This is a genomic window from Paenibacillus rhizoplanae (assembly GCF_042684125.1).
Classification (GTDB): domain Bacteria; phylum Bacillota; class Bacilli; order Paenibacillales; family Paenibacillaceae; genus Paenibacillus_AQ; species Paenibacillus_AQ rhizoplanae.
In genome coordinates this window covers 181458-193657 of record NZ_JBHUKY010000033.1, presented here as the reverse complement: position 1 = coordinate 193657, position 12200 = coordinate 181458, and the positions used below count along the sequence as shown (strand labels likewise).

Annotated in this window: 15 protein-coding genes; 14 read left to right on the top strand and 1 reads right to left on the bottom strand. The window is 52.0% G+C overall.

Features of this window, described 5'->3' with window-relative positions; all coding sequences use genetic code 11:
* Nucleotides 1-165: 165 nt before the first annotated feature.
* The 10 genes from spoIIGA (at nt 166) to ACFSX3_RS19710 (ending at nt 7127) form a co-directional block, all read left to right on the top strand.
* Nucleotides 166-1122, top strand: coding sequence for a sigma-E processing peptidase SpoIIGA (spoIIGA, locus tag ACFSX3_RS19755; protein ID WP_209988005.1), 957 nt, complete (start codon nt 166-168; stop codon nt 1120-1122).
* A gap of 19 nt (nt 1123-1141) precedes the next feature.
* The gene (sigE, locus tag ACFSX3_RS19750) at nt 1142-1864 is read left to right on the top strand and encodes an RNA polymerase sporulation sigma factor SigE (RefSeq protein ID WP_036690190.1); all 723 of its coding nucleotides are present in this window, start codon (nt 1142-1144) and stop codon (nt 1862-1864) included.
* A 78-nt stretch (nt 1865-1942) separates the two neighbouring features.
* A complete protein-coding gene (sigG, locus tag ACFSX3_RS19745) occupies nt 1943-2725 on the top strand; it encodes an RNA polymerase sporulation sigma factor SigG (protein WP_036690188.1) in 783 nt (260 codons plus the stop codon).
* Nucleotides 2726-2891: 166 nt separating this feature from the next.
* Nucleotides 2892-3236, top strand: a complete 345-nt coding sequence (locus ACFSX3_RS19740; RefSeq protein ID WP_209988007.1) for a YlmC/YmxH family sporulation protein — start codon at nt 2892-2894, stop codon at nt 3234-3236.
* Nucleotides 3237-3444: 208 nt separating this feature from the next.
* A complete protein-coding gene (gene pgeF / locus ACFSX3_RS19735; protein WP_209988012.1) occupies nt 3445-4302 on the top strand; it encodes a peptidoglycan editing factor PgeF in 858 nt (285 codons plus the stop codon).
* 4 nt (nt 4303-4306) lie between these two features.
* On the top strand, nt 4307-5002 hold the full coding sequence (locus ACFSX3_RS19730) for a YggS family pyridoxal phosphate-dependent enzyme (protein WP_209988015.1): 696 nt from the start codon (nt 4307-4309) through the stop codon (nt 5000-5002).
* A complete protein-coding gene (locus ACFSX3_RS19725) occupies nt 5002-5445 on the top strand; it encodes a cell division protein SepF (protein WP_036690181.1) in 444 nt (147 codons plus the stop codon). The genes ACFSX3_RS19730 and ACFSX3_RS19725 overlap by 1 nt, the downstream gene beginning before the upstream one ends.
* A 7-nt stretch (nt 5446-5452) precedes the next feature.
* On the top strand, nt 5453-5722 hold the full coding sequence (locus ACFSX3_RS19720; protein ID WP_209988017.1) for a YggT family protein: 270 nt from the start codon (nt 5453-5455) through the stop codon (nt 5720-5722).
* 5 nt (nt 5723-5727) lie between these two features.
* Nucleotides 5728-6510 (top strand): YlmH family RNA-binding protein, encoded by a 783-nt coding sequence (locus ACFSX3_RS19715; protein WP_209988020.1) that lies wholly within the window; start codon nt 5728-5730, stop codon nt 6508-6510.
* A 131-nt stretch (nt 6511-6641) separates the two neighbouring features.
* Nucleotides 6642-7127, top strand: coding sequence for a DivIVA domain-containing protein (locus tag ACFSX3_RS19710; RefSeq protein ID WP_036690176.1), 486 nt, complete (start codon nt 6642-6644; stop codon nt 7125-7127).
* Between the two features lie 92 nt (nt 7128-7219).
* On the opposite strand, the gene ACFSX3_RS19705 is transcribed toward ACFSX3_RS19710, so the two are convergent.
* Nucleotides 7220-7684 (bottom strand): hypothetical protein, encoded by a 465-nt coding sequence (locus ACFSX3_RS19705; RefSeq protein ID WP_209988022.1) that lies wholly within the window; start codon nt 7682-7684, stop codon nt 7220-7222.
* A gap of 89 nt (nt 7685-7773) precedes the next feature.
* Here ACFSX3_RS19705 and ACFSX3_RS19700 point away from each other — a divergent pair, with 89 nt between their 5' ends.
* From ACFSX3_RS19700 to ACFSX3_RS19685, 4 genes are all read left to right on the top strand, one after another.
* Nucleotides 7774-8748: a CgeB family protein gene (locus tag ACFSX3_RS19700; protein WP_379255595.1), complete on the top strand. Its 975-nt coding sequence runs from the start codon at nt 7774-7776 to the stop codon at nt 8746-8748.
* Nucleotides 8749-8927: 179 nt separating this feature from the next.
* Nucleotides 8928-9704, top strand: a complete 777-nt coding sequence (locus ACFSX3_RS19695; RefSeq protein ID WP_209988028.1) for a glycosyltransferase family 2 protein — start codon at nt 8928-8930, stop codon at nt 9702-9704.
* Between the two features lie 39 nt (nt 9705-9743).
* Entirely contained in the window at nt 9744-11168 is a 1425-nt protein-coding gene (locus tag ACFSX3_RS19690; protein WP_209988031.1) for a capsular polysaccharide export protein, LipB/KpsS family, read from the top strand.
* A gap of 17 nt (nt 11169-11185) precedes the next feature.
* A complete protein-coding gene (locus tag ACFSX3_RS19685) occupies nt 11186-12190 on the top strand; it encodes an SDR family NAD(P)-dependent oxidoreductase (protein WP_209988040.1) in 1005 nt (334 codons plus the stop codon).
* Nucleotides 12191-12200: the final 10 nt, after the last annotated feature.

Sequence of the window (12200 nt, the reverse complement as noted above, 5' to 3'; positions counted from 1 at the left end):
TGAAGTTCCTCTCAAGGCCCATAACTCGACAAAAAAACTGCAAGAACGCCCCCCATGTTTAGACAGACTTTGGATGCGGGAGTTTCTATACTAATCTTATCGTCTAAAAAGAGAGCCTGCATCCCGGCCTCCGGATAGATATCCGCTTGCAGGCAGGTGAGAGCGATGGTTGTGTATATTGACTTGATTTTTGCCGCCAATCTGCTGATCGACGGAGTCCTGCTATGGCTGACAAGCTGGCTGGTTAAGCACAAGGTAATCTGGTGGCGCCTGACTCTCTCAGCGCTAACGGGTGCGCTCTATGTTGTCATGATGTTCGTACCGGAGCTGTCCTTTCTGTATACCTTTCTCATCAAATTCGGGTTATCGGTTTTGATGATCTGGATAGCCTTTGGATTTAGAAGTCTGCAAAGCTATCTTCGGGCATTTGGGGCGTTTTATATCATTAATTTTGCGGCGGCGGGAGGGATCATAGGCGTTCATTATCTGCTGCAAAGCTCTGGTGACATCTGGAAGGGCATGATCTTCACCTCGTCGGGGGGCCAAGCTTACCGGCTGAAGATCGGCTTCTGGTTCGTGCTTGCCCTGCTTCCGCTGGTGCTGCTGCTCTTCAAGCTGATCCAGTCCTCCCGCCGGCACAGAGAGCAGCTGGATTCCTATATCGGGGAAGTGACGGTGGAGATTGACGGAGTGTCGGTCACCTGTCCCGGACTGCTGGATACCGGGAACCGGCTCAGTGATCCGCTGACGAGGATTCCGGTCATGGTGATGGAAGCCTCGCTGTGGGAGGGCCATTTGCCGGCTTCCTGGAAGGGGAGGCTGACTCAGACGGGTGCAGACACACTTATACTTGAAACGGACGGGCAGTCGTTCGCCTGGCAGGACAGGATACGGCTGGTGCCGTACAGGGGCGTCAACCGCGGGGCATCCTTCATGCTCGCGCTGAAGCCGGATAAGGTGAGGATAGAGCTTGGCGGTGATACCTTTTACAGCACAAGGGTACTCATCGGGCTGGATGGCGGGACACTGTCGGGAGACGGCGCGTACCGGGCGGTCATACATCCTGACCTGACCCATAAAGAGAGTGCTCCAGAAACGCCGGCTGACAAGGTGATGGGCTAAGTAACCTATAGGAGGAACAATAATGGTCAAATTCAAGCTTGTGCTGCAACTGCAGTATTACCGCATGCTGTTTCTGCTCGGTCTGAAGAGCCAGGAGATTTATTATATCGGGGGAAGTGAAGCGCTGCCGCCGCCGCTGACGCGCGAGGAGGAGGAATTCCTGCTCCAGCGGCTCTCCAGTGGCGATGCGGCGGTCCGGGCCATGCTGATTGAGCGCAACCTGCGGCTGGTGGTCTACATCGCCCGGAAATTCGAGAACACCGGCATCAACATCGAGGATCTGGTGTCCATTGGCGCGATCGGACTGATTAAGGCGGTCAACACCTTTGATCCGGAGAAAAAAATCAAACTCGCCACCTACGCCTCACGCTGCATCGAGAATGAGATTCTGATGTATTTGCGGCGTAACAGCAAGACCAGAAGCGAGGTTTCTTTTGATGAGCCGCTGAATATTGACTGGGACGGCAACGAGCTGCTGCTCTCGGATGTGCTGGGCACGGAGAACGATACCATCTACCGGAACATCGAAGAGCAGGTGGACCGCAAGCTGCTGCAGAAGGCGCTGGAGAAGCTCAGCGAGCGGGAACGGCTGATTATGGAGCTGCGGTTCGGGCTGCGGGGCGGCGAGGAAAAAACGCAAAAGGATGTGGCCGATCTGCTGGGCATCTCCCAATCTTATATTTCACGGCTGGAAAAAAGAATTATCAAGCGGCTGCGCAAGGAGTTCAACAAGATGGTGTAAGTGATGAAAGCTGAGGAATAAAATGCCGGACCGGGGAGATAATGTACAGTAATGTTTCTCCTTGGGAGGTTAATCATCATGACCCGAAATAAAGTCGAGATTTGCGGTGTGGACACCGCCAAGCTGCCTGTTCTTACGAACGTGGAAATGCGGGCATTGTTCACTTCGCTGCAGCAGCAGGGCGAGCGATCCGCCAGAGAGAAATTGGTAAATGGCAACCTCAGGCTTGTGCTAAGCGTGATTCAAAGGTTCAATAATCGTGGAGAGTTCGTGGATGATTTGTTTCAGGTAGGCTGCATCGGACTCATGAAAGCCATCGATAATTTCGATTTATCGCAAAATGTCAAGTTCTCCACCTATGCGGTGCCGATGATCATCGGAGAGATCCGCCGCTACTTACGCGACAACAACCCGATCCGGGTATCCCGCTCCCTGCGTGATATTGCCTATAAGGCGCTGCAGGTACGTGACAGTCTGACGAACCAGAATTCGCGGGAGCCGACGATCTTCGAAATATCTGAAGCGCTCGGTGTTCCGAAGGAGGATGTTGTCTTCGCTCTCGATGCGATCCAGGACCCGGTATCCCTGTTCGAGCCGATCTATCATGACGGCGGGGACCCGATCTATGTGATGGATCAGATCAGTGACGACAAGAACAAGGATGTGTCCTGGATTGAGGAGATTGCGCTCCGGGAGGCTATGCAGCGGCTGGGGCAGCGCGAGAAACGCATTCTGTCGATGCGCTTTTTCGAAGGCAAGACCCAGATGGAGGTCGCCGACGAGATTGGCATCTCCCAGGCCCAGGTCTCACGGCTTGAGAAATCAGCGATCCAGCAAATGCAAAAGCATGTAAAGTCCTGACCACAGTCTATAAATGAGCGGAGGATATTCCGGATGGCGGCACCTAGCGGCTAGCCGGGATATCCTTTTATATGTCCGGGCCGCAAAGGCTTTGGAATACAGTCATGCGGCCAAGCTCTAAGGACATATACTGAAGCTATAGGTCTGAATGTACAGGGGTGGCAGGATGATTGAGGAAACGTCAGCTTCGGGTAAAAAGATGAAAATCTCCGATTTTCAAACCAAAGATGTAATCAATATTGTCGACGGTAAACGGCTGGGCCAGATCAGCGATCTGGAGCTGGATTTGCGTAGAGGCGTCATTGACGCTGTGATTGTGCCGGGGTATACCCGATTTATGGGGCTGTTCGGCGGCGGCACCGACCTGGTGATTCCGTGGCGGAATATCGTGAAGATCGGTGCAGATGTCGTACTGGTGAAGCTGGAGGAGCCCCGCCTGCCGCAGGGACAGGAAGACCGCGAGATGATGTACCTGGAACGGCCGGACCGCAGTGAACGGCGCACTTATTAATGAGGTGCGTCTTTTTTCTGCCTTTATGGGTATAGTCATAGAGTGGATTGAGAAATGTACGGCGTGGACTGAGTTTGTGTTGTATGTTTGTGAAGTATGTTTTCGGGGCCCCCGCAAAGTATTTGAATTCACTCCGAAGCATTACTTCACTTTGTGGGGTAGAGTTTGTGGGGAATGTTTTGTGGTACACTTAAGCGGAGGTGAAGAGATGGAACCGTTTATGCACAATGGCGCAGCGCCCATGCTGCTGCATCTGGAGCCGTGGCGTGAGCCGCATAGTAGCATTACTGCAGGCTTCACCGGCAGAGCAGGCGGCAGCGGCAAAGAACCGTATAACAGCTTCAATTGTGCTTTTCATGTAGGGGATGATCCGGCGGATGTGCTGGCTAACCGCAGCCTGCTGGCCGGGAGTCTGGGCTTCCGCCTTGCAGACTGGACCTGCGGGGAGCAGACGCATGGCAAAGAGATCGCTGTCATTACAGAACAGGAACGCGGCCGGGGCAGTCTGGACCGGGCGTCTGCCTTTCAGGCCACTGACGGGCTGCTGACGAATGTGCCCGGGGTGCTGCTGACTTCTTTTTACGCTGATTGTGTGCCGCTGTTCTTCCATGATCCGCTGAATCATGTGGTGGGGCTGGCGCATGCAGGCTGGAAGGGGACCGTGGCGGAAATCGCGGCCGCGATGGTGGAGCGCATGGGACAGATGTACGGGAGCCGTCCAGAGGACATACAGGCTGCTATAGGGCCTTCCATCGGAGACTGCTGCTATGAGGTGGATGATTATGTAATGGACCCTGTCCGCCGGCTGGAGGCCGGGCTGAACCTGCCGGATACGGCGGAAGGCGCGCGGACTTTATATAGACCATCGGAGACAGACAGCAGCAAAATGATGCTTAACTTGAAAGAATTGAATCAACGCATTATGATAAAAGCAGGAATATTGCCGACTCATATCGAATGTACAACTTGGTGTACAAGCTGTAACAGTGATCTGTTCTTTTCGTACCGAAAGGAAAACGGGGTTACTGGGAGAATGACGAGCTGGATCGGAATAAAGGAGAGTTGAAATTTTGGCCTCGCTACAAGAAAGAATAGCCACTACCCGGGAACGTGTCGCACGGGCCTGCGCGGCCAGCGGCCGGGATGCCAGTGAAGTCAAGGTGATTGCGGTAACGAAATACGTATCGCTGAATACGGTTGCCGCTGTGCTGGAGGCAGGACTTGAGGAGATCGCCGAGAGCCGCTGGCAGGATGCGGAGCCGAAATGGAATGCGCTTGGGCATAAGGGAATATGGCACTTTATCGGGCATTTGCAGACGAATAAGGTGAAGGACGTTATCGGTAAATTTCAATATATTCACTCCCTGGACCGGCTGTCGCTGGCCCGGGAGCTGCATAAGAAGGCTGAAGCTGCCGGAATGGATGTGAAGGTGTTCCTGCAGGTGAATATTTCGGGCGAGGATACCAAGTTCGGCCTGGCGCCGGAAGCGGTGGAGGACTTCCTGAGGGAGATCGCCCCGCTTGACCGGGTGAAGGTAATCGGGCTGATGACGATGGCCCCTCATGCGGAAGACCCCGAGGCGACCCGGCCGGTATTCCGCGGACTCCGCGAGCTGCGTGACCGCTTGAATCTGCTGGGTTTGACACCTGAGCCAATACAAGAGCTGTCGATGGGTATGTCGAATGACTTTGAAGTGGCGATACAGGAAGGCGCCACCCGGGTACGCCTGGGAACGGTATTAGTAGGTCATGAGGAGGGAGAATGATGGGCGTGATGAACCGATTTATGAGTTTCTTGGGCTTACAGGAGGAAGAGGAGATTGTGGAACGGGAGCAAATCTCCCGCGATGAGGATGAATACGAACCCGCCCCTGTAGAAACACGCAAGAATCAGAGGGCCAACGTCGTCAGCATTCATTCCCAAAAAAATGTAAAGGTTGTGCTCTACGAGCCGCGTTCGTATGACGAGGCCCAGGAGATTGCCGACCATCTGCGTTCACACCGCACCGTAGTGATTAACCTGCAGCGGGTGCGCAATGACCAGGCGATGCGGATTATCGATTTTCTCAGCGGTACTGTTTATGCTCTGGGTGGAGGAATATCCAAAATTGGGGGCAATATATTTATGTGCACACCGGACACCGTGGAGATTCAAGGCTCCATTACCGAGATCCTGGGTGACGAGCAAGATTACAACAGAATGAGGTGAGCAGGTTTTGAACGAAGTATCTTCAATTATATACATCCTATTCCAGATTTACTATTACATGATTCTCGTATACATTCTGATGTCCTGGCTGCCGAATCTGCGTGAGAACTTTATCGGCGAGCTGCTGGGCAAGCTGGTAGAGCCGTATCTGGCACCGTTCCGGAGGATTATTCCTCCGCTGTTTGGAACGGTGGATATTTCCCCGATTGTCGCGATAATCGTGCTGCGCTTTGCCGTAGTCGGACTTCAGTCTATCGTGGCCTCGGTCTTCGGCTGAGTCCCATGAAGAATGAAATCTACGGGCATTTTCACCCGGATGAGCGGCCCTTTGTGGACAAGGCCTCGGAGTGGGTCATGAGTGCCGGGGAGTATCATGAGACGAAGCTGACCGAATTTCTGGACCCCCGTCAGGCTTATATTCTGCAGAGTCTGGTGAACCGCCACCCTGATGTGATTGTGCGCTGGGAGGGCGGTTCTTCGGATGCCGAGCGGAAGCGGGGACTGGTGGCTCCGGATTATCGTGACCTCACGGATGAGGATATGGAACTAAGCGTGCTGGCGATCACCTCCGGCGAACAGAAATTTCTCTCGCTGGAGCATGGGGATTATATGGGAGCGATCCTGGGACTTGGCATCAAAAGAGGCAAGATCGGTGATATTCATGTGCTGGATGACGGCTGTCACGTAGTGGTGGCTGCCGATATTGCAGATTATCTGTCTATCCATTTGACCGGGGTACACCGGATTAACGTCAGTACCGAGATCCTGCCGTTATCAGGACTGCGCTGCAGTGAGGTCAAGCTGGAGACGCTGGAATTCACAGTGGCTTCCCTCCGGCTTGACGGGATTGCAGCGGATGTGACGCGGCTGAGCCGGAGCAAGATACTGGCCCCGATCAAGGCCGGGCGCGTCCGGGTGAACTGGAAGGTTGAGGAAGATCCGTCCTGTTCGCTGAAGGACGGGGACATGGTCTCGATCCAGGGCTTCGGACGGTTCAAGGTGCTGGAGATCGGCAGCTTGACGAAGAAGGGCCGTTACCGGATTTTGGTAGGCAAATTTGTCTGAAGTCTTTGCAGGATTACAGCTGTGCTTGTCGAAATTGATAATCTCAGGGAAATATGGACATTTAGCAGGCCGTGTGCCGGTAATTGTCTTTCATCTATAATCTTCACCGAAATTTCTAGGAGGTGCACAGCATGCCATTAACACCGCTCGATATACATAACAAGGAATTCTCCCGGAGAATCCGCGGTTATGACGAAGATGAGGTCAATGAATTTCTGGATCAGGTGATTAAGGATTACGAGAGTGTGATCCGGGAGAACAAGGAGCTGCACAACCAGCTATTAACCCTTCAGGAACGCCTGGATCATTTCGTGAATATTGAAGAGAGTCTGTCCAAGACCATTCTTGTGGCCCAGGAGGCTGCGGATGATGTCAAGAACAATTCCAAGAAGGAGTCCCAGCTGATCCTCAAGGAAGCGGAGAAGAACGCCGACCGGATTATTAACGAAGCGTTGTCCAAATCCCGCAAGGTGGCGATTGAGACCGAGGAGCTGCGCAAGCAGGCTTCAATCTATCGTACCCGCTTCCGGACGCTGCTGGAGGCTCAGCTGGAGCTGCTGTCCCAGGATGACTGGAATGCGCTGGAGAGCCGCGAGGTTAGCGAGAACGCGCTCTGAGCCTGGACGACGGTTAACTTGTACCCTAATACACAAAAACTCCTTAGCAGTAGGTCAATCAAGACCTCTGCTAAGGAGTTTTTTTGTGCCTTCTAAACGGGTACGATTACTTTTCCGGTAATGTGGATGGGGCCTCTAAGGTTAATTTCGCCTTGAAGATCTTCGAGGTTAGAGGCAAAGATTTGAAAAGCATAATAGTCTTCGGGAAGATCGGTAAGGATAGTCTGAAACATGGTTGTCATTCGAATCGGATCTCCTCCGTCCGCCGGGATAGCGGATTGTTCGGCACTGCCTACAAGAATTCCATTCACAAGCAATTCCAGCAGGAGGGTGGGTTGAACGGGCGGTGTGGCAAAGACGTTAACAGCCTCCCAGCCAACAGTTGTAGCAAGCTCTACGAAATTGCTTGGAGCAGGTGGAACGGGCATACCGAATTCCAAGATCAGGTGGGGTGTTCCGTCGATTGGAATCGGAGGTCCAAAAGATAGATTGGTGTTGACGCTCCGGGCAAATTCTACTAGGGTTTGCGGCATTTTTTCACCTCCATATTCTGACATAGTTCCATCCTATGTTTTGATTGAATATTATGTTAGAGACAACATCCTATGGACTTTGAAAAATATTGGAACTTACGGTGGTGATAGCTATGAATATCCTATTTATAACTTCAGGCTTCCAGGGTGTGTATGCTTTCTTCGAACAGCGTATCGCGGAGGCTTTACAGAAAGCGGGACATCATTGCAGAGCTTTCCAGCCTGGCAGTGTTTTGAATGAATTAAAGCTTAACCAGCCTTTCTGGCAGCCGCAGCTGATTCTGCTTATGGCCGGTGTGAAGGTTCCGGAGCCTGTGCTGGAGTTCATCAGACAATCCGGGGTGAAGTCGGCGGTATGGATGACGGAGGACCCGTATTACATGGATTGGACGGCTCCACTGATTGCTTATTTCGATTATGTTTTCACCATTGACCAGGCTGCAGTGGAGCATTATCGGGCCTTGGGGCACCCCCGGGTCAATCACCTGCCGCTGGGCACAGACCCCGATCTGTTCCATCCCGCAGCCGTAACCGAGGAGTATAGCAGTGATATCTGCTTAGTTGGCGTACCTTACAGTAACCGGATTGAGCTTATAGAAGCCTTACTTGCAGGCACAGCCTATCGCATCCAGCTGGTGGGGCGGGGGTGGGGCCGGTACTATCATAAATGGAAGCATAACGCTAACCGCAATGTGGAGCTGGTGAATACCTGGGTCCAGCCGGAGACGGCTGCTAAGTTTTACAACGGGGCGAAGATTGTGCTGAATATCCACCGCCCTTCCGCTGAGAAGTACAACCGGAACCAGTCGGGAATTATCGCCACAAGCATCAACAACCGCACCTTCGACGCGGCCAGCTGTGAAGCGTTCCAGCTTACCGATTATAAAAGCGGGCTCCGCCATCAGTTCGAGGAAGGCACACAGGTGGTTTCTTATCAGGATAAGTATGATTTGCTGCAGAAGATCCATTACTACATGGCGCATGACGATGAGCGCCAGCGTATCGCTGAAGCAGCAAGACAGCAGGTGCTGGCTGCCCATACCTTTGAGCACCGGATACATGATTTGTTGATGAACGTGCAAGCCTGATAGACGGATTTACCGGACCTGATAGACGCCTCACAGTCATTCTGTTAGGCGTTTATTCAGGTTTGCCCATAGATTCAGGGCAGCAATCTGTCACTCCTTTGAAAATTTAGTCTTCTAACCTATAACGTTTCGAAGAAGGAGACATATGATAGCAAGTAAACAGTGAGGGAGGTATTCGATTGCCAAAAGTCACGATCATAATGACCAGCTACAATAAGGCCGCATATGTCGCAAAGTCCATTGAATCCATTCTGAATCAGACGCTTACAGACTTTGAATTCTACTTGATGGATGATAACTCGAATGAAGAGACCCTTAAAGTTATTGAGCCTTATCTGAAGGATAAGCGCATCCACTTCATTCAGAGCAACATTCAGACGCTGGCACAGAGAGTGGAGAAGGTCAGATATTCCGCGCTGATCAATCAAGCCCTGCATCAAGCAAAGGGAGAGTATATTTCCTATGCCACGGATGACAACTGTTACAGAAATACTAGACTAGAGCAGATGGTTGACTATCTGGAGGAGAACCCCGAGGTCATGATTGCCTACTCTGCATCGCTGGTCAACTACTTGAACGAACAGGATGAAGTGACCCGAAGCCAGCTTAGACCGGCCAAAAAAATCGTTTCGGTGGCCCCTTGCGTCATCGATCATTGCTCCATCCTGCACAGAAGCTCCATTCTTCCGGTCATTCAAGACAAGTTCGGGTCCTACTGGGATGAGAATCCGGAGTTCTATAGAATTGGCGATGGCCGTTTCTTCTGGCGGCTGAACCAGTTCTGGGACTTCTACCCCGTTGACGAGGTTCTGGATGATAACTATATCACCGAGCTGTCGATTCACTATCAATTACAGCACCAGGAGAAGAGCCAGTTCATTCAGATGCTTCCGCCGCAGCGAACCTGCAAGGAGCTGAGAGAAGAGCTGAAATTAATCCAGCAGCACAAGAAATAAGGCCTCTGCAGAGAAAGGCACCATAAGGAGGGAAACGGATTGTCTATCTATCTGTCTAATTACTGGTCGCTCTATAGTGAATTTATCCATGCTGCGCAGGATCTGAAGTACAGGAATATCCCTCTGGCCCTGATGACGAATTTCTATCAACAAATCAATGATGAGCTTAGAAGCGAGATGGGGAGCAGCGGGTTCAGGCTGAAGCTGGAGCATTCCAGTATTCATGAGCAGCACCAGATTCAGCCTTTCTTTGAAAATAAGGTTGCGCCGCTCTATCAGCCTGTGAAGTCCAATCTGAAGGGCAAAATACTGATTAATCTGGACTATATCAGAATGTCGGAGAAAACGATCAGCGAGCATTTCAGCGGAGATTCGGCCATGATTCTATCCCGCTCCAGAGCGGATGAGCTGTTTGGCATTCCCAATGTATACAGCCTGGGCTACAAGCAGGATACCAAAGCTGCTGCGGAAGAGCTGGTCCGGCGTGCGGAGGAACTCTTTGCCAAGGCCGAAGGACATCCTGCGTTCAGCAATGAATTTTTTACCCAGACGTTCCTAAGCCGGATTCCTTCCATTATAGATACCATTGAAATGGTATTTAATCTCTACAATGACCTGCCGGTAGCCGCTGTAATGGTAGGTACGACAGAAGATGTAGCCAGCCGGGCACTTGCCGTCGTTGCAGGGATCAAGGGGATTCCCAGCGTATGTCTGCAGCACGGAATTCTGATGGGAGAGGAAGCATTCATCCCTGTATTCTCCAGCCACATCGGAATCTACGGGCAATATGAACATGATTGGTACGTGCGCAGAGGGCTTGAAGCCGAGCGGATCGTGATTACCGGCCATGCCCGTTACGATGATATCTTTACTTCGAAGCCTACCGCTATAGAGCCTTTTAGAGAAACCTACCAGCTTGATCCTCATAAAATCACCTTATTAATCGCTACCGGACCGACGCTGGATGAAGCCAAGATCCGCACCCTGCTCACCCAATTGGCCTCACATCCGCAGTTTCAGTTGATTATCAAGCCCCATCCCTGGGAGCTGTCCAAGAAGCTGATTTCGCTCTATACCGAGTATGAAGAAGAATATAGCAATGTTCATGTGGTTACCGACCGCAAGGCTGACACCCGTGAGCTGATTATGAAATCGGACGCTGTGGTCGCCACCCTCTCCACGGTTGCCCTCGAAGGCCTTTTATTCGGCAAGCCTGTATTTGTCTACAAATTCATTCAGGCCAATCGTGAATATGATTACTATGATGCCCTTGACCGCTATATTCAAAAAGAACCGTCTGACTTAACCCGCATCATCGCCCGCTATTATTCCAGCAATATAGAGAGATTAAACTACAAGACTGTAAAAAAGAAATTCTTGCAGCAATCCTATCAGATTCCTGACTCCGGCAAAGCGCTTGCGGATCTCATGAACCGCCTGATCCATGGAAGCGAGAAGCGATGAAGCGGGAGGTGGAGAGTATGTTTTTCCGGAATAAAAGGATTCTGATCATCGGCGGTACCGGCACCATCGGGAAAAGTATTGCGAAGCTCCTTCTGAAGCAGGAGCCAGAGGTTATCCGGATTCTCAGCAGAGACGAGTATAAGCAGTTCGAGCTGCAGGATGAGCTGCAAGGGAACGCCAGGCTTAGCTACCTGATCGGCGATGTCCGGGATTATGACCGTGTGCTGGCGGCGATGGAGGATATAGATTATGTGTTCCATACGGCCGCCATGAAGCATGTATCCTTCTGTGAATATAACCCGTTCGAGGCTGTACTTACGAATATTGTCGGCACGCATAACGTGATTCAGGCAGCGAAGCAGCAGAAGGTAAGCAAGGTCGTTTTTACAAGCACAGATAAGGCCATTTCACCGACCAACAACTACGGAGCCACCAAGCTGTCAGCGGAGAAGCTGATTTCCTCTGCCGTCACCTCGGGAGGCTCCAGCCAAACGGTGTTCTGCACCGTACGGTTCGGGAATGTGATGGGCTCCAGGGGATCTGTCATTCCCTTGTTCGTGAAGCAGGCGAGAGAAGGCAGAGCGATCACCGTAACGGATCTGTCCATGACCAGGTTCATGATGACGCTGGAGCAGGCGACCCGGCTCACCGTTCAGTCCCTGCAGCTGGCGAAGGGGGGGGAGACCTTTATTCTGAAGATGCCGGTGATCAGGCTGAAGGATCTGGCTGAGGTCGTGGCTGAGGAGGCGCCGAAGAAATACGGGGTGCGCCCGTCTACGGTGAAGATCCTGGAGATCGGCCTGAAGCCCGGTGAGAAGAGATACGAAGAGCTAATGACCCATGAGGAATCCTTAAGCGCTTATGAATTAAAGGATGTATACATTGTCCCTTCCCCCTATGCTGCACCGCAGTCCTACCGGGAAGCAAGCAGGCCGAAGCCGGGTACCTACAGCTCCGAGGGAGAGATCCCGCTGACCAAGGAGCAGGTAAAGAAGCTGGCATCGGAACAAAATCTAATCTAGTGGAGGCTAC